General features: G+C 68.0%; 20 protein-coding genes. 13 read left to right on the top strand and 7 right to left on the bottom strand.

Translation table 11 applies throughout. From position 1 onward, the window contains the following. Positions 1-69 precede the first annotated feature (69 nt). Genes dxs through xseB form a run of 3 tightly spaced genes read right to left on the bottom strand, consistent with a single transcriptional unit; the run spans position 70 to position 3,138 of the window. Positions 70-1,914, bottom strand: coding sequence for a 1-deoxy-D-xylulose-5-phosphate synthase (gene dxs / locus RZE79_RS08915; RefSeq protein ID WP_153285380.1), 1,845 nt, complete (start codon positions 1,912-1,914; stop codon positions 70-72). 22 nt (positions 1,915-1,936) lie between these two features. Continuing rightward, positions 1,937-2,860, bottom strand: a complete 924-nt coding sequence (locus RZE79_RS08910; protein ID WP_319360023.1) for a farnesyl diphosphate synthase — start codon at positions 2,858-2,860, stop codon at positions 1,937-1,939. Between the two features lie 11 nt (positions 2,861-2,871). Continuing rightward, positions 2,872-3,138: an exodeoxyribonuclease VII small subunit gene (gene xseB, locus RZE79_RS08905; protein WP_319360021.1), complete on the bottom strand. Its 267-nt coding sequence runs from the start codon at positions 3,136-3,138 to the stop codon at positions 2,872-2,874. 270 nt (positions 3,139-3,408) lie between these two features. Between xseB and RZE79_RS08900 the strand changes: the two genes are divergently transcribed. The 8 genes from RZE79_RS08900 (at position 3,409) to RZE79_RS08865 (ending at position 12,280) form a co-directional block, all read left to right on the top strand. Continuing rightward, complete coding sequence (locus RZE79_RS08900) at positions 3,409-4,554, top strand: aromatic ring-hydroxylating dioxygenase subunit alpha (RefSeq protein ID WP_153285383.1); 1,146 nt, start codon at positions 3,409-3,411, stop codon at positions 4,552-4,554. A gap of 61 nt (positions 4,555-4,615) precedes the next feature. Next, on the top strand, positions 4,616-5,548 hold the full coding sequence (locus tag RZE79_RS08895) for a DMT family transporter (RefSeq protein ID WP_228121820.1): 933 nt from the start codon (positions 4,616-4,618) through the stop codon (positions 5,546-5,548). Between the two features lie 53 nt (positions 5,549-5,601). Beyond that, entirely contained in the window at positions 5,602-6,510 is a 909-nt protein-coding gene (locus RZE79_RS08890) for a sulfurtransferase (protein ID WP_319360020.1), read from the top strand. Then, positions 6,507-7,088, top strand: coding sequence for a DUF2796 domain-containing protein (locus RZE79_RS08885; RefSeq protein ID WP_319360017.1), 582 nt, complete (start codon positions 6,507-6,509; stop codon positions 7,086-7,088). The genes RZE79_RS08890 and RZE79_RS08885 overlap by 4 nt, the downstream gene beginning before the upstream one ends. A 4-nt stretch (positions 7,089-7,092) precedes the next feature. Next, positions 7,093-7,842, top strand: coding sequence for an ABC transporter ATP-binding protein (locus tag RZE79_RS08880; RefSeq protein WP_319360016.1), 750 nt, complete (start codon positions 7,093-7,095; stop codon positions 7,840-7,842). Beyond that, complete coding sequence (locus RZE79_RS08875) at positions 7,839-9,101, top strand: FtsX-like permease family protein (protein WP_319360015.1); 1,263 nt, start codon at positions 7,839-7,841, stop codon at positions 9,099-9,101. Before RZE79_RS08880 ends, RZE79_RS08875 begins: the two co-directional genes overlap by 4 nt. Positions 9,102-9,103: 2 nt before the next feature. Then, a complete protein-coding gene (locus tag RZE79_RS08870) occupies positions 9,104-9,730 on the top strand; it encodes a DUF3299 domain-containing protein (protein ID WP_319360013.1) in 627 nt (208 codons plus the stop codon). A gap of 159 nt (positions 9,731-9,889) precedes the next feature. Then, positions 9,890-12,280 (top strand): DUF3300 domain-containing protein, encoded by a 2,391-nt coding sequence (locus RZE79_RS08865; RefSeq protein ID WP_319360012.1) that lies wholly within the window; start codon positions 9,890-9,892, stop codon positions 12,278-12,280. A 37-nt stretch (positions 12,281-12,317) separates the two neighbouring features. Here RZE79_RS08865 and RZE79_RS08860 read toward each other — a convergent pair whose 3' ends face one another. Both RZE79_RS08860 and RZE79_RS08855 read right to left on the bottom strand, forming a co-directional pair. Continuing rightward, positions 12,318-13,589, bottom strand: a complete 1,272-nt coding sequence (locus RZE79_RS08860) for a M20/M25/M40 family metallo-hydrolase (protein ID WP_319360010.1) — start codon at positions 13,587-13,589, stop codon at positions 12,318-12,320. Between the two features lie 147 nt (positions 13,590-13,736). Next, positions 13,737-14,645 (bottom strand): sulfite exporter TauE/SafE family protein, encoded by a 909-nt coding sequence (locus RZE79_RS08855; RefSeq protein WP_319360009.1) that lies wholly within the window; start codon positions 14,643-14,645, stop codon positions 13,737-13,739. Positions 14,646-14,660: 15 nt separating this feature from the next. Between RZE79_RS08855 and RZE79_RS08850 the strand changes: the two genes are divergently transcribed. The 4 genes from RZE79_RS08850 to RZE79_RS08835 all read left to right on the top strand — a co-directional run bounded on the left by RZE79_RS08850 (position 14,661) and on the right by RZE79_RS08835 (position 17,295). Continuing rightward, on the top strand, positions 14,661-15,425 hold the full coding sequence (locus tag RZE79_RS08850) for a helix-turn-helix transcriptional regulator (protein WP_319360008.1): 765 nt from the start codon (positions 14,661-14,663) through the stop codon (positions 15,423-15,425). Between the two features lie 140 nt (positions 15,426-15,565). Continuing rightward, entirely contained in the window at positions 15,566-15,865 is a 300-nt protein-coding gene (locus tag RZE79_RS08845; RefSeq protein ID WP_153285393.1) for a hypothetical protein, read from the top strand. A 4-nt stretch (positions 15,866-15,869) separates the two neighbouring features. Then, positions 15,870-16,244, top strand: coding sequence for a DUF2845 domain-containing protein (locus tag RZE79_RS08840; protein WP_319360007.1), 375 nt, complete (start codon positions 15,870-15,872; stop codon positions 16,242-16,244). Positions 16,245-16,479: 235 nt separating this feature from the next. After that, a complete protein-coding gene (locus RZE79_RS08835; protein WP_319360006.1) occupies positions 16,480-17,295 on the top strand; it encodes a methyltransferase domain-containing protein in 816 nt (271 codons plus the stop codon). Between the two features lie 7 nt (positions 17,296-17,302). Here the strand turns inward: RZE79_RS08835 and RZE79_RS08830 are convergent, their stop codons facing one another. Together RZE79_RS08830 and RZE79_RS08825 are read right to left on the bottom strand one after the other, a co-directional pair. Next, positions 17,303-17,653 carry a DUF2200 domain-containing protein gene (locus tag RZE79_RS08830; protein ID WP_319360004.1) on the bottom strand — a complete coding sequence of 117 codons (351 nt, stop codon included), beginning with the start codon at positions 17,651-17,653 and terminating at the stop codon, positions 17,303-17,305. A gap of 33 nt (positions 17,654-17,686) precedes the next feature. Further along, entirely contained in the window at positions 17,687-18,400 is a 714-nt protein-coding gene (locus tag RZE79_RS08825) for an XRE family transcriptional regulator (RefSeq protein ID WP_319360003.1), read from the bottom strand. Positions 18,401-18,604: 204 nt separating this feature from the next. Here RZE79_RS08825 and RZE79_RS08820 point away from each other — a divergent pair, with 204 nt between their 5' ends. Next, a complete protein-coding gene (locus RZE79_RS08820; RefSeq protein WP_319360002.1) occupies positions 18,605-19,759 on the top strand; it encodes an FAD-binding oxidoreductase in 1,155 nt (384 codons plus the stop codon). The last annotated feature ends 27 nt before the right edge of the window (positions 19,760-19,786 follow it).

The following is a 19,786-nucleotide window of genomic DNA, read 5'->3' as shown; positions in this document are numbered from 1 at the left end:
TTGTGAGTCCTTTTGATTGTAAAAACGCGCTTACAGGTGACTGGCGGGGGTTTACCCTGCGCCCTCTTGTCAAACGAAGCGTTTCTTGATCGCGGCGGCAATGCCGTCGGCATCGAGACCGATCGATGCGAGCAGCTTGGCCGGATCGCCGTGCTCGATGAAGCGGTCGGGCAGGCCCAGTTGCAGCACCGGCTTCTGGACACCGGCAGCCACCAGGGCCTCGAGCACCGCACTGCCCGCGCCGCCCATGATGGCGCCTTCTTCGAGCGTGACGAGCGCGTCGTGCGTGCCCGCGACCTGCAGCAGCAATTCGACGTCGAGCGGCTTGGCCCAGCGCATGTTGACCACCGTGGCGTCGAGCGACTCGGCCGCCGTGAGCGCCGGGTACAGCAAGGTGCCGAAGGCGAGGATGGCGATGCGCTGGCCTTCGCGGCGAATCTCGCCCTTGCCGAAGGGCAATGCGTCGAGCGTGAGGTGCGGCGTGGTGCCGGCGCCCGCGCCGCGCGGGTAGCGCACGGCCACGGGGTGGTTCTGCTCGTAGGCGCTCGTCAGCAGCTGGCGGCACTCGCGCTCGTCGGCCGGGCAGGCGATGCTCATGTTGGGAATGCAGCGCAGGAACGGGATGTCGTAGGCGCCCGCATGCGTGGCACCGTCGGCACCCACCAAGCCCGCGCGGTCGAGCGCGAACACCACGGGCAGGTTCTGGATCGCCACGTCATGGATCAGCTGGTCGTAGGCGCGCTGCAGGAAGGTCGAGTAGATCGCGACCACCGGCTTGAGGCCCTCGCAGGCCAGGCCGGCCGCGAACGTGACCGCGTGCTGCTCGGCAATGCCGACGTCGTAGTAGCGGTCGGGGAAGCGCTTCTCGAACTCCACGAGCCCCGAGCCTTCGCGCATCGCAGGCGTGATGCCCACGAGGCGGCCGTCGTGCGCGGCCGTGTCGCACAGCCACTGGCCGAAGACCTGCGTGAAGGTCTGCTTGGCCGCCGTGGTCGACTTGACCAGCCCGACCTGCGGATCGAACTTGCCCGGGCCGTGGTAGGCCACCGGGTCGGCTTCGGCGAGCTTGTAGCCCTGCCCTTTTTTCGTGACCACATGCAGGAACTGCGGGCCGTCCAAGTGCTTGAGGTTCTCGAGCGTGGGCACCAGCGAGTCGATGTCGTGGCCGTCGATCGGGCCGACGTAGTTGAAGCCGAACTGCTCGAACAGCGTGGCCGGCACGACCATGCCCTTGGCATGCTGCTCCAGGCGCTTGGCCAGCTCGAACAGCGGCGGCGCATTGCGCAGCATGCTCTTGCCGACGTTCTTGGCGGCGGCGTAGAAGTTGCCGCTCATGAGCTGCGCGAGGTAGCGGTTGAGCGCGCCCACCGGCGGGCTGATCGACATGTCGTTGTCGTTCAGGATCACCAGCAGCTTGCAGTCGCACACGCCCGCGTTGTTGAGCGCCTCGAAGGCCATGCCGGCCGTGAGCGCGCCGTCGCCGATGATGGCCACGGCATGGCGCTTCTCGCCCTTCTGCTTGGCGGCCATGGCCATGCCGAGCGCGGCCGAGATGCTGGTCGACGAGTGGGCGGTGCCGAAGGTGTCGAACTCGCTCTCGCTCCTCTGCGGAAAGCCCGAGATGCCGCCGAGCTGGCGCAGCGTGGGCATGCGCTCGCGCCGGCCCGTGAGGATCTTGTGCGGGTAGGTTTGATGGCCCACGTCCCACACCAGCCGGTCGTGCGGCGTGTTGAACACATGGTGCAGCGCCACCGTCAGCTCGACCGTGCCGAGGTTGGAGCTCAGGTGGCCGCCGGTGCGCGAGACGTTGTCGAGCACGCAGGCGCGCACCTCGTCGGACAGCTGCTTGAGCTGAGCCCGGTCGTACTGGCGGATCGGCGAAGGGTCGTGGAGAGTGGGAAGCAGCGGAGCCATGGAGGTGGGTTCTTTTTTCTTCTCAGTGGTCGCGGTCGACCACCATGTGGGCCAGGGCGCGCAGGGCGGCAGTGTCGGGCAAGCCGCTCTTGTTCAGTGCGGCGATGGCGTCGGCGAGCAGCTGGCTCGCCTGCGCGCGCGCGCCGTCCAGGCCGAGCAGCGACACGTAGGTGGGCTTGTCGGCCGCGGCATCCTTGCCGGCGGTCTTGCCCAGGGTGTGCGAGTCGGCCGTGACGTCGAGGATGTCGTCGACCACCTGGAACGCCAGGCCGATGGCGGCGCCGTAGTCGCGCAGCGCCGCCAATGCGACCGGCGACACGGTGCCGCAGGCGGCGCCCATCTCGACGCTGCCTTGCAGCAGCGCGCCGGTCTTCAGGCGGTGCATTTCGCGCAGCTGGGCTTCGTTCAGTGCGATGCCGACGCTGGCCAGGTCGATGGCCTGGCCGCCGGCCATGCCCTGGCTGCCGGCCGCGCGCGCCAGCAGGCGGCACAGCAGCGCCTGCATCGCGGCGGGCACCTCGTCGCCCTCGGGCGCGAGCAGCTCGAAGGCCAGTGCCTGCAGCGCGTCGCCCGCGAGCAGCGCGTCGGCCTCGCCGAACTTCACGTGCACGGTGGGCTTGCCGCGGCGCAGCACGTCGTTGTCCATGCACGGCAGGTCGTCGTGCACCAGCGAATAGGCGTGGATGAGCTCGGTGGCGCAGGCCGCACGCAGCGCCGCATGGGCGTTGCCGCCGACCGCTTCATTGGCCGCGAGCACCAGCAGCGGCCGCAGCCGCTTGCCGCCGTCGAGCACGGCATAGCGCATGGCGTCGCCCAGCAGCACCGGCGCATCGACGCCGACCCAGCGCGACAGCGCCGCTTCGACCGTGGCCAGATGCGGCTCGGCCCAGTTGGCCAGCGTCTTCGCGTCCCAGGGGGTGGCGGTGGTCGTGGAGGAGGAGGTCATCGGGACGGCGCTCATTCGGCCGTCCAGGGCTTGAGGCTGCCGGCGTCGAGCACCTTGATCTGGTCCTCGACCGCCTGCAGCTTGTCGCGGCAGAACGCGAGCAATGCGGCGCCGCGCTGGTAGCTGCCCAGCAGCTGGTCCAGCGGCAGCTGCCCCGATTCGAGTTCTGCAACCAGTTGTTCCAGTTCCTGGAGCCCGGCTTCGTAGCTGGCGGGCAGCGGGCCTGTGTCGGGCGTCGCCGCCGGGCGGGTCGTGGAAGGAGAAGGCACCTTGGGCATGCAACGAATCGTGGATGAAACGAAGCATTTTAGGGCGGGGGCGCAACGAACCGCCGAGCGGCCCGCGCACGCCCGCGTTGCCCTTTGCAACACCCTGTATGACGCCCGGCGATGCGAGGCAAAACCCCGGCGGGCGCAAAAATGCCCCCCGGGTACAATCCCCGCTTCCCCCGCCGGTCACGCCGGCACACCTCTTCGGGCCGTCACCCATGCAGACGGCGCCTTCCGTTTTTCTTTTTTCTCCCTGTGGGGAGCTTGGTCAGGTCCTCCATGTCTGATTTAAGTCTTCAACTGCAGCAGGCCGCGAGCCAACTTCCAGTTACCGCGTATTTCGACGAGGCCTTGTACGCCCGCGAAATGCAGAACCTTTTTGCGCGAGGGCCCCGCTACGTCGGGCACCGACTGGCCGTGCCCGAGCCGGGTGACTTCCACACCCTGCCGCAAGAACACCAGGGCCGCGCGCTGGTCCACACGCCCAAGGGCGTGGAGCTCATCTCGAACGTCTGCCGCCACCGCCAGGCCCTCATCCTGCAGGGCCGCGGCCAGCTCGACGCGCAGACCGGCGGCAACATCGTCTGCCCGCTGCATCGCTGGACCTACGCCGCGAAAGACGCGCGCACCACCGGCACGCTGATCGGCGCCCCGCATTTCGACCAGGACCCGTGCCTGAACCTGCACAACTACCCGCTCACCGAGTGGAACGGCCTTCTGTTCGAGAAGAACGCCGACGGCAGCGGCCGCGACGTGGCGGCCGACATGGCGGGCCTGGGCCCGCAGGCCGACCTCGACTTCTCGGGCTACGCGCTCGACCGCGTCGAGCTGCACGAGTGCAACTACAACTGGAAGACCTTCATCGAGGTCTATCTCGAGGATTACCACGTCGGCCCGTTCCACCCCGGCCTGGGCAGCTTCGTCACCTGCGACGACCTGCGCTGGGAGTTCAAGCCCGAGTTCTCGGTGCAGACCGTGGGCGTGGCCAACCGCCTGGGTCGCGCGGGCAGCCCGGTCTACCAGAAGTGGCAGGAGCAGTTGCTCAAGTACCGCGACGGCAAGCCGCCGAAGTACGGCGCGATCTGGCTCACCTACTACCCGCACGTGATGATCGAGTGGTACCCGCACGTGCTCACCGTGTCGACGCTGCACCCGGTGAGCCCGACCAAGACGCTCAACATGGTCGAGTTCTTCTACCCCGAGGAAATCGTCGCCTTCGAGCGCGAGTTCGTCGAGGCCCAGCAGGCCGCTTACATGGAAACCTGCGTGGAAGACGACGAGATCGCCGAGCGCATGGACGCCGGCCGCCGCGCGCTCATGCTGCGCGGCGACAACGAAACGGGCCCTTACCAGAGCCCCATGGAAGACGGCATGCAGCAGTTCCACGAGTGGTACCGCAACGCCATGCAGCAACCACCCGTCTGAGCCTCGCCTCCCCGCCCCGCACCCGCCGGGGCTTTCTTTTTTCTGATCTGGATATCAATCGATGCAAGCGCTGTGGATGGTGCTCGGGGCCTTTCTGTTCGCCACCATGAGCGTGGTCGTGAAGATTGCCTCGGAATGGTTCAACAGCGGTGAGATGGTCCTGGGGCGCGGCCTCATCGGCATCGTGTTCCTCTGGCTGCTGGCGCGCAACCGCGGCACCTCGCTCGCCACCAAATACCCCGGCATGCACGCCTGGCGCAGCACCATCGGCGTGGTATCGCTGGGCGCATGGTTCTACGCCATCGCGCACATGCCGCTGGCCACCGCCGTCACGCTCAACTACATGAGCAGCGTGTGGGTCGCGGCCTTCCTGGTCGGCGGCGCGCTGCTGGCCTGGGTGCCGGTGCCCGGGCGCGACGGCCGCATCGAGCGCCCGCCGCTGCAGGGCCCGCTGGTGATGACGGTGCTCGCGGGCTTTGCCGGCGTGGTGCTCATGCTCAAGCCCACGGTGGGCGGCGGCGACGGCTTTGCGGGCATGCTGGGCCTGCTGTCGGGCGTCACGGCCGCCTTTGCCTACATGCAGGTGGTGGCGCTGTCGCGCATCGGCGAGCCCGAGCTGCGCACGGTCTTCTACTTTGCGGTGGGCTCCGCCGTGGCCGGCGCCTTCGCCACGGCCGCGACCGGGTTTTCGGGCGGCAGTTCGTGGACGTGGCAGCATGCGCTGTGGCTGCTGCCGATCGGCCTGCTGGCAGCTCTCGGACAGCTGTGCATGACCCGCGCCTACGCCACCGCGAAGACCCAGGCGGGCACACTGGTGGTCGCCAACCTGCAATATTCGGGCATCGTGTTCGCGGCCTTCTACAGCGTGGTGCTGTTCGACGACCGCATCGACGCCACTGGCTGGGCCGGCATGGCGCTGATCATCGCCAGCGGCATCGCAGCCACCGTGCTGCGCCAGCGGGCCGTGCCGAAGGCGCCGGCCGAGGAACACTGAACGCAGCAGCCACGGCACCCATCGCCGATCATTTTTTCGAAGGAGCTCTCGCCATGTACACCACCCTCATCTCCGTCGAACAACTGAGACAGCTGCGCGAGGGCGACTCGCCCCTCATGGTGTTCGACTGCAGCTTCGAGCTCATGAAGCCCGAAGCCGGCGCGCAGCTGTATGCCGCCGCGCACATCCCGGGCGCGCAGTACGCCAACCTCGACACCGACCTCAGCGCCAGGCATGGCCTGCCGGGCGCACACGGCGATGTGGTGGTGGCACAGGACGACGGTGTGCCCGCCTCGGGCGGACGCCATCCGCTGCCCAGCCGCGAGAAGTTCGCGACGTGGCTGTCGTCGGTCGGCTTCTCCAACGAGATGCAGGCCGTGGTCTACGACCGCAACGGCGCCAACTACTGCGGACGCCTGTGGTGGATGCTCAAGTGGATGGGCCACGACGCCGTGGCCGTGCTCGACGGCGGCCTGCAGGCCTGGCAGGCCGCGGGCGGCGAAGTGACCGACCGCGAAGAGCCCGCGCGCTTTCAGTCGAACTTCGTACAGGGCGAGCCCTTGGTGAAGCTTGTGACTACCGACACCGTGTTGCGTCGGCTCGGCCAACCTGACCAGCAGCTGATCGACGCACGGGCCGGTGCACGATATCGCGGCGAGGTGGAACCTCTGGACCCGATCGCGGGTCACATCCCCGGGGCCCTGAACCGGCCCTTCGCCGACAACATCGGTCCCGACGGCAAGTTCAAGCCCGCCGCGCAACTGCGCGCCGAGTTCGAAGCACTGCTTGCAGGTCGCGATGCGGCGACCGTCGTCCACCAGTGCGGCAGCGGCGTGAGCGCCGTGCCCAACCTGCTCGCGATGCAGATCGCGGGGCTCGGGACGACCGCGCTCTATGCCGGCAGCTGGAGCGAATGGAGCAACACGCCGGGGCTGCCGACCCGGCAAGGCGCAGAACCATGATGCATACCCGACTTCGACGCATTTCATCCGGCTTCGCATTGGCCGCCGCCGCGCTGCTCGCGGCCGCCGCCCTTCCCGCCCAGGCCCAGCAACAGCACGCGCATGTGCACGGCCAGCTCAAGCTCGACGTGGCCATCGACGGGCCCACCATCGTGATCGCCATGGAATCGCCGCTGGACAACATCGTCGGCTTCGAACGCGCGCCCAAGACCGACGCCGAGAAGAAGACCGTCGAGGCCGCCATCGCCCAGCTGCGCGCGGCCGACAAGCTCTTCACCATCGACCCCGCCGCCAACTGCAAGCTCGGCCCCGTCGACCTGCGCTCCGGCGCGCTCGGCCTGGGCAACCCCGACCCCGCTGAATCGAGCGGGCATGCGGACCTCGACGCCTCTTTTTCGTTCAACTGCACCCAGGCCGCCGCCGCGAAGTTCATCGACGTGAACCTGTTCTCGGCCTTCAAGGGCGCACGCCAGATCGACGTGCAGATTGCCAGCGCGCAAGGCCAGTTCAAGCGCCAGCTGAAGCGCCCGAGCGGCGCGCAGGCCGCGCAGCCGTCCCGCCTGACGCTGGGCAAGTGACAGCGTGAGCACCGCCCCGCAGGCCGACACCACCGCGCCCTTACGCGTCGTGCTCGCCGCCGAAGCCCTGCGCTTCACCTGGCCCGGCGTGAAGGCACCGTGCATCGACATCGAGGCCCTGCGCATCACGGCGGGTGAGTCCGTGTTTTTGCACGGCCCGAGCGGCTGCGGCAAGAGCACCTTGCTGTCGCTGCTGGCCGGCGTGCTGGTGGCCGACGAAGGCCGCGTCACGCTGCTGGGCCACGACTGGTCCAAGCTCTCGGGCACGCAGCGTGACCGCTGCCGCGTGGCACACGTGGGCTACATCTTCCAGCAGTTCAACCTGCTGCCCTACCTGAGCGTGCTCGACAACGTGCTGCTGCCCTGCCGCTTCTCGGCGCGGCGCGAGGCGCAGGCTGCGCGCAACGGCAGCTCGCGTGATGAAGCGGAACACCTGCTCGACCAGATGGGCCTCGACCGTGGACTGTGGAAGCGCCAGGCGCTGCAGCTTTCCGTCGGCCAGCAACAGCGCGTGGCCGCGGCACGCGCACTCATCGGCCAGCCCGAAGTCGTGATCGCCGACGAGCCCACGTCCGCACTCGACGAAGACCGGCGCGAAGCCTTTCTCGACGTGCTGCTCACGGCCTGCGCCGTGAACCACAGCGCGCTCGTGTTCGTGAGCCACGACCAGCGCATCGCGCCTCGCTTCGCGCGGCACGTGCTGCTGCCGGAGATCAACCGTGCGGCATCGAGCGCGATGGCGGTGGACGCATGAGAGCCTTGTTTTCCATTGCATGGCACAGCGCCTGGAACCGACGTTTCACGCTCGCGCTGACGGTGTTCTCCATCGCGCTGTCGACCTTCTTGCTGCTCGGCGTCGAGCGCATCCGCACCGAACTGCGCGAGAACTTCGCGTCGTCGGTCTCGGGCACCGACCTCATCGTCGGCGCGCGCACCGGCTCCACGCAGCTGTTGCTGTACTCGGTGTTCCGCATCGGCGCGGCCACCAACAACATCTCGTGGAAGAGCGTGCAGGCGCTGCAGGCGCACCCCGGTGTCGACTGGGTGGTGCCGCTGTCGCTGGGCGATTCGCACCGGGGCTTCTCGGTGCTCGCGACCACGCCCGAGTACTTCTCGCACTTTCGCTACGGCGACCGGCAGACCTTGAAGCTGCGCGAGGGCAAGCCCTTCGATGCGCTGTTCGATGCCGTGGTCGGCGCCGAGGTGGCCGACAAGCTGGGCTACCACGTGGGCCAAAAGATCACGCTCGCGCACGGCAGCGGCGAGCTCAACGTGGCCGAGCATGCCGACAAGCCCTTCACCGTGGTGGGCGTGCTCGCGCGCACCGGCACGCCGGTCGACCGCACCGTGCACATCGGCCTCGCAGCCATGGAAGCCATCCACCTCGAATGGGTGGGTGGCGCGCCGATGCCGGGCGTAAAGATTCCTGCCGAGCAGGTGCGCAAGTTCGACCTCACGCCCAAGAACGTGACGGCCGCGCTCGTGGGCCTGAAGAACCGCGCCGCCGTGTTCGGCGTGCAGCGCTGGATTTCCACCTACACCGGCGAACCGCTCATGGCCATCCTGCCCGGCGTGGCGCTCGACGAGCTGTGGAGCGTGATCGGCATCGGCGAGAACGCGCTGCTGCTGATGTCCGCATTGGTCGCGCTCGTGAGCCTTGCGGGCCTGGTGTCGGTGGTGATGGCCGGCCTGAACGAACGCCGCCGCGAGCTCGCCGTGCTGCGCGCCGTGGGCGCGGGCCTGCGCCATGTGCTGGCGCTGCTCGCACTCGAAGGCGCGCTGGTCACCGTGCTCGGCGTGCTGCTCGGAGTGACCATGGCGGTGCTCGGCATCGCCCTGCTCTCGCCATGGCTGCAGTCGCAGTTCGGACTGACACTGAGCCTGTCCGAACCTACACTGAACGAATGGCTGCTGACGGCGAGCCTGCTGGTCGCGGGCTGGCTCGCGAGCCTGCTGCCCGGCATCCGGGCCTATCGCCTGTCGCTGGCCGACGGCCTTTCTCCGAGAATCTGACCATGACGAAGACCCCCACACCCCGCGTGCTCACCGCCCTGTCGATGCTGCTGGCCGGCGCCGGCCTCGCAACCGCCGCCTGGGCCGCCGACCCGGCACCGAAGGACACCACCGCGACCAACCCGCTGGGCGGCAAGCCGGCCGCAGCCGCACCGCAGGCCGCGTCGGGTCAGCCGCGCCAGATCAGCTGGGAAGAGCTGGTGCCCAAGGACTGGGACCCGGCCAAGGCCTTCAAGGGCATCGACCTGAGCACGCTCGACGACGGCGACCCGCGCGCCAACGAGCTGCTGATGAAGATGCAGGAGGTGTCGAACAACGCGCCCACCAACCCCGCACTCAACGGCGTGGAAGTGAAGATCCCCGGCTTCATCGTGCCGCTCGAAGAGGCCAAGGGCGAGGTCACCGAGTTTTTGCTCGTGCCCTACTTCGGCGCCTGCATCCACACGCCGCCGCCGCCGGCCAACCAGATCCTGCACGTCATTCCGCAGAAGGGCGCCAAGTTCCGCGCCATGGACACCGTGTGGGTCACCGGCAAGCTGCAGACGCTGCGCAACGACTCGATGATGGGCGTGAGCGGTTACCACGTGAAGGCGAGCAGCGTGACCAAGTATTCGGGCGGCGCGAAGTAACAACGCGTTCGCGAGGTCTCGTGGTCCTGCGCCGACAGGACACGCGGCGCACCGCCGACACAGACCGTTGCATCACAGGCGCAGGCTCTGTCATCGCCTGCCCTGGCCCGCCGTTGAAGGAGTTCCGGGCACCACGCCGGCGTCTTCAGGACATGCCAGATGACACCCTCTCCCCGCCTCCCCCTGCTTCAGCGGCGCCTCATGGCCTCGCTGTGCGTCGCAGCGTTGTTCATTGCAGGCTGCGACAAGCCTGCGCCGCCGCCTCCAGCCGCTGCTGAAGCACCCGCCGCCGCACCTGCGCCCGCTGCGGCCCCGGTGCCGGCCGCCTACACACCGCCCTCGGCCGAACAGCTCTACCAACTGGTCGCACCCATCGCGCTGTACCCTGACAAGCTCGTCGCGCAGGTCCTGGCCGGCGCCACCTACCCCGAGCAGATCACCGCGGCGCACGACTGGCTGCAGCAGAATCGCACGCTCAAGGCCGGCCCGCTCGCGGATGCGGCCAACCAGCAGCCGTGGGACCCGAGCGTGAAGTCGCTGACCGCGTTCCGGCCCGTGATGGACCAGATGGCCGGCAACATCGCGTGGACCGAATCGCTGGGCAAGGCCTACTACAACGACCCCGCCGACGTGATGAACGCGATCCAGGTGATGCGCCAGCGCGCGTCGAAGGCCGGTCGCCTCAAGAACAACGACAAGCTGCGCGTGGCGCGCGCCGCGACGCCGTCCAACTACACGCCCGCGCCCGACCTGCAGCCGATGTACGCGGGCCCTGCGGTGATCGAGCCGCCCGAAGAGTTCATCACCATCGAGCCCGTGCAGCCCGACGTGGTGTACGTGCCGCGCTACGACCCGCAGGTGGTGTACGACATGCCCGTGCCCGTCTACCCCGGCTACGCCTACGCACCGCCACCCCCATCGCCCGAGCCCGGCTACAGCCGTGGCCAGGTGGCCGCCGTGGGCGCCCTCGCCTTCGGCAGCGGCGTGATCGTCGGCTCGGCACTGGAGCGCCACGGCTGGGGCTGGAACGCCTGGAACATGAACTGGGGCGCACCGCGCTGGCGCGACCGCGCGGCACCGCCGCCGCCCGCCTACCGGCCTGCGGTCGTCTACAACAACAGCACGTACGTCTCGCGCTCGACCACGGTCGTCAACAACGTGCGCAATGTCTACAACAACAACTACGGGGGCGATCGCAACGCCCCGCCGACCGGTGCGGCGGCATTGCAGGCCGCGCAGCAACAACAGCAGCTGCAACAACAACAGGCACGCGCCCAGCAGCAACAGGCGCTGATGCAGCAGCAGGTGACCCAGAACCAGTTGCGCGAACAACAGCAGGTGCAACAGGAACAGGCACGGCGCCAACAACAGGCGCAGCAGGAGCAGGCCTTGCGCCAGCGCACGGACCAGCAAGAGCAGACCCGACGCCAGCAGATGCAACAGCAAGCGGCCCAGAACCAGCAGCGCCAACAGCAGCAAGCCCAGCAGGAACAGGCGCGCCGCCAACAGCAGACGCAACAGGAACAGGCACTGCGGCAACGCCAGGATCAGCAGGAACAAGCCCGTCGCCAGCAGATGCAGCAACAGCAGGCCACGCAGAACCAGCAGCGCCAACAACAGGCGCAGCAGGAGCAGGCACGACGCCAGCAGCAAGCGCAACAGGAACAGGCGCTGCGTCAACGGCAGGACCCGCAGGAGCAAGCCCGCCGCCAGCAGATGCAGCAACAGCAGGCCGCACAGAACCAGCAACGCCAGCAACAGGCGCAGCCGGAGCAGGCCCGGCGTCAGCAACAAGCCCAACAGGAACAGGCAGTGCGCCAACGCCAGGACCCGCAGGACCAGGCCCGTCGCCAGCAGATGCAGCAACAGCAAGCGGCTCAGAACCAGCAGCGCCAACAGCAGCAGCAGCAGCAACAGCAGGAACAGGCGCAGCGGCAACGCCAGGACGCACAACAAGAACAAGCCCGGCGGCAACAGGTGCAACAGCAACAGCAACAAGCCCAGCAAGAACAGGCGCGTCGCCAGCAGCAGGCGCAGCAACAGGAACAAGCATTGCGCCAACAACGCCAGGACCAGCAGGAACAAGGCCGACGCCAACAGATGCAGCAGCAACAAGCGCAGCAGGAGCAGCTAAGGCGTCAGCAGGAACAACAGCAGGCCCAAGCCGCCCAGCAGCAGCAACGGCAGGCGCAGCAACAAGCCCAGCAGGCTCAACAACAGGAGCAGGCCCGTCGTCAGCAGCAGATGCAGCAGCAACAACAGGCACAAGCGCAGGCCGCGCAACAGCAACGTCAGGCCCAGCAGGAACAGGCGCGCCAGCAGCAGATGCAACAGCAGCAAGCCGCCCAGGCTCAACAACGCCAACAGCAGGAGCAGATGCAGCGCCAGCAGATGCAACAACAACAGGCGGCGCAGAACCAGGCGCGCCAGCAACAGCAACAACAGGAACAGATGCGACGCCAGCAGGCGCAGCAGCAGCAAGCCCAAGCTCAGGCCGCAGCAGCCGCCGCGCAGCGCCGCCGCCCGGGCGATCCTCCGGGGCAGCAGTGAACCCGCGGCTACCGCCGCGGGCGCACCAAGCGCAACCTCAGTTCTTGCCGATCTCGGTCAGCAGCCGCGTCACGAGGTACAGGCGCGGCACGATCGAATCAACTTCGATGTACTCGTCGCGCGCGTGGTAGCCGAAGCCCGCGAGGCCGAAGCTCTCGACCACCGTGGCCTTGCCCGAACGGCCCGCGAAGCCCGCGTCGGTGCCGCCGCCGGTCATCGGCGTCAGCGCCAGTTCGCGGTCGAGTTCCTTGTAGATCGCCTGCGCCTTCTCGGCCAGCACACGGCCCTTGGGGCCCGCGACGAACGCCGGGCGGCCCACCTCGACCTTCACCGTGGTCTCGGTGTCGGGAATCAGCTTGCCGCTGGCGATCTTGGCCTGCAGCGCCTCGGTGAGTTTCTTCTCGGCGCCGGGCTGCGTGATGCGGATGTCGCCCAGCGCCTGCGCCTTCTCCGTGATCTGGTTGATCGGACCGGTGGCGCGCGCCACGGTCCAGTTCAGCGTCACGCCGGGGATGTCCTTGGCGAGATCCTTGGTCTGCAGCATCTGGTACGAGAGCTCGTACAGCGCGTTGCGGCCCAGCTCGGGCGCGGCGCCGGCGTGCGCGGCACGGCCCTTCACCTCGAGCGTGGCCTGCGCGATGCCGGCCGCGCCAAGCAACAGCGACTCGCCCTTGGCCACGGCCTTCGCGGCCGTCGGCTCGAAGGACAGCACCGTGTCGTGCAGATCGGCCGTGGTCGCGATGAGCTCGCCCGAGCCCACCGAGCCCACTTCTTCGTCGGGGTTCACGAGCACGGTGAGCGTGTCGTAGTCGCGCCAGCCGGCGTCGGCCAGGATCTTCAGCGACGCCATCATCACCGCGAGGCCGCCCTTGTCGTCGGCGATGCCGGGGCCGTAGATGCGGTTGCCGTCCACCTTGTAGGGCTGGCTGTTCAGGATGCCCGGCGCGTACACCGTGTCCATGTGGCCCTGCAGCATGATCTTGCGCTTGCCCGTGCCCTTGATCGTGCCGATGACGATGTCGGCACCCGCGCCGGCCGAGGCCTTGCGGCGCTCCGTCTTGAAGCCGGCCGCCTTCAGGCGCCCTTCGATCACGTCGGCCATCTTCATCAGGCCGTCGACGTTCAGGCTGCCCGATTCGATCGACACCATTTCCTTCAGGTTGTCGATGACGGCGGGCTGCGCCTTCTCGGCAGCAGCGAGCAGCTTCGCATCGGGGGCCGCCTGCACGGAGGCCGCGGCGCCGAGCGCGAGGCCGCAGGCCAGGGCGATGGAACGCAACGAGAAGAATGCCGAAGTACGCAGGGTCATGAGAGTCTCTTTTCTTGGAGTGATGGAGGGCGGGCGCCAGCATAGCGACATGGCGGTCGAAGCGGCGCAAATCGGCGACAGCAAGGGGCCGGCGAGCGAAGGCCCCTTCGACGTCGCCGTCGGCAGTGACCTGAGCCGGCCACGCGCTCAGCGCACCACCATCGCCCCGAACACCACGATCAACAAGGCCAGGTAGACCTTGGCGTGGACGCGGTCCGGGATGCGCCCGATCCACAGCGCGGCGACGCGAATGCCAATCCACGAGCCCACCACGAGCGTCGCTGCCGCGCGCACATCGACGTACCCCAGATGCCACGGCCCGAACGCGGGCGTCGAGGTGGCGGACAGGGCCACGTAGGTGGCCGTGCCGGCCAGCGCGACCGGCAGCGACAGCGGATTGGCCATGGCCGTTGCGCGGCTCATCTCGATGCCGCGACGGCGCATGAGGGGCACAGTCATCACGCTGCCGCCGACGCCGAGGAATGCAGCAACCCAACCGATCACCAAACCCGACAGCGCCGTGGCTGCGAAAGAAGGCGGCGCCTTGCTCGCCACGGTCGGCGAAAGAAAGCCGGGCCGGAGCCAGCAGTCTCCGATCGTCAGCGCGAGGTACGCCGCGAATGCCCATCGCAGCCATTCCCCATGGACCGCGGTGGCCGCCAGCGCCCCCAGCACCGCGCCGACACCGATCACGCCCAGCAGCGGCCTGACTTGCGACCAGTCCAGCGTCCCGGCGCGCTGATGGCGCCACGTGGCCAGCAGCGCGCCGAAGATCATCACGCAGGTGGACGTGGCCACCGCGATCTGCATGGCCGACTGCCCGACGGCGCTGTCGGCCGCATTGAGCTGGGACAGCAGTTGATAGAGCAACGGGACCACGACGAAGCCGCCGCCGAAACCGAACAGCACGGTAGTGACGCCCGTCAAACATCCACACACCACCAACAACACATACAACGACACAGGCCACTCCATCGAGACAGAAGCCTTGAGGCTAGAACCGTGTGGCTTGGCGCGCATGCGCGCTTCGGTCAACAATATTTGCGTTTCCGCCAACCCTCCGATCTCGCTGTGCGCAACCGATCCCTCGACAGCCTCGATCTCACACCGCGTGCCGTGCTGGCCATCGGCACCGACTACTCACCGGGCACCGTGCTCGACACGCACAGCCATCGTCGCGCCCAGTTTCTCTACGGCGCCACCGGCCTCATGGAGGTGGGCACGGACGATGGCGCCTGGGTCGTCCCGCCCCACAGCGGCGTCTGGATTCCGGCCGGCAAGCCGCACCGGGTGAAGATGGTCGGCGTCAGCACCCGCAGCCTCTACATCGAACCGACAGCTGCACCGCGCGGCGGTTCATCGTGCGAAGTGCTCGCGGTGTCGCCGTTGCTGCGTCAGCTGCTGATCGAGGCCATCGATGTGCCGGCGCTGTACGACGAGCGAGGTCGCGATGGCTTGTTGATGTCGCTGGTGTTGCAGGAGGTTGGCCGCGCCGCCGCCTTGCCGTTCTTTGCGCCGCTGCCCAGCGAGCCACGCCTGGCGGCTTTGTGCATCGCGTTCCTGCACCAGCCCGACGTGCGCACCTCCCCGCTCGCCTGGGCACGGCAACTCCATCAGAGCGAACGCACCTTCAGCCGGTTCTTTCGCCTGCAGACCGGCATGACCTTCGCTGAATGGCGAACCCAGGCGTGCCTGCTGTCGGCCATGGCCCAACTGGCGATGGGCCATCCGGTGACCGCCGTGGCGCTTCAACTGGGCTACGACAGCCCGGGCGCTTTCTCGACGATGTTCAGAAAGAAGCTGGGGCAGACGCCGTCGGCGTTCATGGCGGCTTGACGGGTTGCCAGCCGCCACGCGCCTGGGTAAGACGAGACGGAAACCGCGCTAACATTTCGCCGGCTCCGCCGCTCCACCCGGGCCGGACGCTTGAGAGGACCGCGCAAAATCCAGGGTGTCACTGCAAATGGAGCGTCCCGATGTGGAGCATCCTGGCCGATCTTGTCGTCGGCATCTTCGATTTCGTTCTCGATGTCCTGTTGTTGCGCAGTGTGCGCGACAAGCGCGGCCACCGGAAGCGCAGCGTGGCGGAAGACAGCCTCGCGGTCGCACGCTTCGATTTCGTCACGCTGGTTTTCATCGCAGGCGTCAGCGCCAGCCTGATGCTGCTGCTGGCGTTCGCCTTCGACGTACCGACAGGCTGGAGCGTGGCGATCGGCCTCACCGTCGGCGCGGTCTGGGGTGTCTGGCGGTATGCCCAACTGATTCGCGAGCGATGAACGCATGACGCACAAGGAACGTTTCGCACGCCTGGCCACCGGGCTGTCGATCGCCGCAGCCGCCTTGCTGCTCCCTGGCTCCGCCACCGCCCAGTCCCTCGCCTGCAACGGCTACCTTGTCGGCAAAGGCGCATCACCCGCGACCTTGCTCCAGACCTGCGGCGAACCGGTCTATCGGCAGGCGGTCTGTGTGCCGATGGTGCAGCTTGGCTGGGTGCTCACGCCGTTTCGGCCGGGCGGCCCTGAAGCCGTACTGGCCAACCAGTGCGTGCCGATGGAAGAGTGGACCTACGACCGCGGGCCGGGCACCTTCTTCGGCATCGTGCGCCTCTACAACGGCACGATCGAATCGGTGCGCGATGGGGACCGCGGCCGTTAGGGCGTCAAGGCCAGCCCCTCGGCAAGCCGGAAACGCCCGGCAACATCTCCGGTACCCACTATGGGGGAGGACGCCCGCGCAACGGCGTTGACGACGATGCCTGGCAGGGCCACCATGGCCCATCGCCCCCGTCACGCATGCCCAAACAGGCACGGACTCATTGGAGCAAGGGAGCAGGCTCGCTCTGCAATGCATGGTCAAGCCATGCACTGCTCAGAGCTTTCAAGGAGTTCCCATGGCTGCCGAAAGCGACAAGGTGTTCGCGGGCTCGATCCCGAAGTTCTACGACACGCTGATGGTCCCCCTGATCTTCGAGGGCTACGCGGTCGACGTGGCGGCACTGGTGGCCGCGTTCTCGCCGGGTGCGGTGCTGGAAACAGCAGCCGGCAGCGGCGCGGTCACGCGGATGCTGGCCCCCTTGCTCGGCGCCGATGCGCGCTACGTGGTGACCGACCTCAACCCGGCCATGCTCGATTACGCCGTCACCCGCCAGGCGGCCGACAACCGCATCGAATGGCGCCAGGCCGATGCGCTCGCCTTGCCGTTCGACGATGCCTCGTTCGATGTGGTGCTCTGCCAGTTCGGTGCGATGTTCTTCCCTGACCGGGTCGCCGGCTACAGCGAGGCGCGTCGCGTGCTCAAGCCCGGCGGACGCTTTGTGTTCAGCGTCTGGGACCGCATCGAAGAGAACGCCTTCTCCAACGAAGTCAGCCAGGCCGTCGCCACCGTCTTTCCGGACGACCCACCGCGGTTCCTCGCGCGCACGCCGCACGGCTACCACGACGTCGCACTGATCCGCGAAGACCTGGGCCGCGCGGGGTTCACCGACATCGAGATCAAGACGATCGAGAAGCAAAGTCGCTCGCCCTCTGCCAGCGAGGTGGCCATGGCCTACTGCCAGGGAACGCCGCTGCGCAACGAGATCGAGGCGCGCGATACAAGCCTGCTTCAGCTTGCGACGGACCGTGCGGCGGAGGCGATTGCCAGCCGACATGGCACGGGGCCGGTGGTCGGGAAGATCCAGGCGCACGTCATCGTGGCGACGGGTTAAACGCGCCCTACGCCCGCAGGATCTTCTCGATCGCCTTGCCCTTGGCCAGCTCGTCGACCAGCTTGTCCATGTAACGGATCTTCTGCATCAGCGGGTCTTCGACTTCTTCGACGCGCACGCCGCACACCACGCCCTTGATCAGCGCGCGGTTCGGATGCAGCGCGGGGGCCTGCGCGAAGAAGGTCCTGAAATCGTTCTGCTGTTCGATCTGCTGCTGCAGCCCCGCCGCGTCGTAGCCGGTGAGCCAGCAGATGACTGCATCGACCTCTGCCTTCGTGCGATTCTTGCGTTCCGCCTTCTGGACGTACATCGGGTACACCTTGGCGAACGGCATCGCGAAAATCTTGTGCTCGGGCATCGTCATTGCTCCTTCATGTCTGGCCGCGGGCACTCAGCCCTTGCGACCACCCACGGTTTTCTTCGCCCCCACGGTCTTGCGCGCCGACTTCAACGCCGGCGCCTCCCTCGCCGACTTCATGTGCCCGCTCTCCCCCGACGTCATGCCCACGATCTTCGCGAGCTGGCGGCTCACGCTCACGTAGGCGTGGCCGAGGCGGCTGTCGAAGTACAGCGAATCGCCGCGCGCCAGGCGCACGACTTCGCCGTTGTCGAAGTGCACGTCGATCTCGCCTGACAGCACGTACGCGAATTCTTCGCCGGTGTGCCGCACGAAGTCTTCGGGGCCGTTGATGCGGCGCGCATGCACCGTGCCGACGATGGGGCTCATCTGCTTGCCGGCGGCGGTGGTGCCCAAAAACTCATAGGCGATGGCCAGCCCCTTGTAGACCACGCCCTTGCCCGCGCGCGTGACGACCGGGCCGTCGAACTGCTCGGGCTTGACGCCGGCGCCCGCGAACATGGCGTTCATGTCCATCTCGAGCGCACGGCCCAGTGCGGTGAAGTTCTCGTAGCCGAGCGCGAGCTGGCCGCGCTCGGCGCGCGAGATGGTGGTGATCGACACGCCGGAGCGCTCGGCCAGTTGCGCCAGCGTCCAGCCGAAACGCTTGCGCGCGGTGCGCAGGCGATGGCCGAAAGTGGTGCGGTCCAGCGTGGGCGGCTCTTCCTTCGGCTTCGCCCCGGCCCGGTTCCCTGTGTGTGGAGTCACGCTTGGCTTTCTCTAGGTTGCCGGGTGATTCTGCCAGCCCCGCGCCCGGCCGGCCACGCACGGCGCGATCGGGGCCGGCATGCGTTTTGCGTATGCGCAAATTGCGTGTACGCAAATTTCACCTTGCTGGTGCACCCATGGTTTCCCCTTGGTCGACGCAAATCAATTTGCGTATCCGCAAATTTCTACCTACACTTTTCGGCGATGACAACAAACACAACCACCCCTGTCGTGGCCGACTATCTCGTGATCGGCGGCGGCATCGCCGGGGCCTCCGTGGCCCATTGGCTCGCCCCGCATGCCCGCGTGATCCTGCTCGAACGCGAGGCCCAGCCGGGCTACCACTCCACCGGCCGCTCGGCCGCGCTGTTCATGGAAAGCTACGGCACGCCGCAGGTGCGCGCCCTCACGATGGCCAGCCGTGCCTTCCTCGAACACCCGCCCGAAGGCTTTGCCGAGCACCCGCTGCTCACGCCGCGCGGCGCGATGATGGTCGCGGGTGCCGAGCAACTGCACGAACTCGAAGCGCACTGGAACGTGCTGCGCGCCATGAACGTGAGCGCCCAGCGCCTCGACGGCGAACAGGCGCGCGAGATGGTGCCGGCGCTGCGCCCTGAGCAGGTGGCCGGCGCGGTGTACGAGCCCGATGCCTCCGACATGGACGTGCACGCCATCCACCAGGGCTACCTGCGCGGCATGCGCCAGGCCGGCGGCAAGCTGGTGTGCGACGCCGATGTCACGGCCATGGAACGCGTGGGCGACCGCTGGCGCGTGACGGCCGGCGGCACGGTGTACGAAGCGCCCGTGGTGCTCAACGCGGCCGGCGCGTGGGTCGACACGATCGCGCAGCTCGCGGGCGTGCGCCCGCTCGGCATCGAGCCGCGCCGCCGCTCGGCCTTCATCTTCGCGCCGCCCGAGGGCCAGAGCGTCGCGCACTGGCCGATGGTGTTCGCCGCCGATGAAGGCTGGTACATCAAGCCCGACGCGGGCATGTTGCTCGGCTCGCCGGCCAACGCCGACCCGGTCGAACCGCAGGACGTGCAGCCCGAAGAGATGGACATCGCCATCGCCATGCACCGCATCGAAGAGGCGACCACGCTCGCCATCCGCCGCCCCACGCGCACCTGGGCGGGCCTGCGCTCCTTCGTGGCCGACGGCGACCTGGTGGGCGGCTTCGCGCCCGACGCGCCCGGCTTCTTCTGGGTCGCGGCGCAAGGCGGCTACGGCATCCAGACCTCGGCCGCCATGGGCGAGGCCTGCGCCGCGCTGGCACGCGGCCTGCCGCTGCCCGAGCGCATCGCGGGCTTCGGGCTCACAGCCGAGATGCTCGGCCCGCAGCGGCTGCACACGGCCGGCTGATCCGCTTCTTCCCTCACAACGAATCCA

The sequence above is a fragment of the Variovorax sp. EBFNA2 genome (genome assembly GCF_033802765.1).
Lineage (GTDB): Bacteria > Pseudomonadota > Gammaproteobacteria > Burkholderiales > Burkholderiaceae_C > Variovorax > Variovorax paradoxus_H.
Note: the sequence above shows the minus strand (reverse complement) of the source record. Positions and strands in the feature narration are given on the sequence as shown.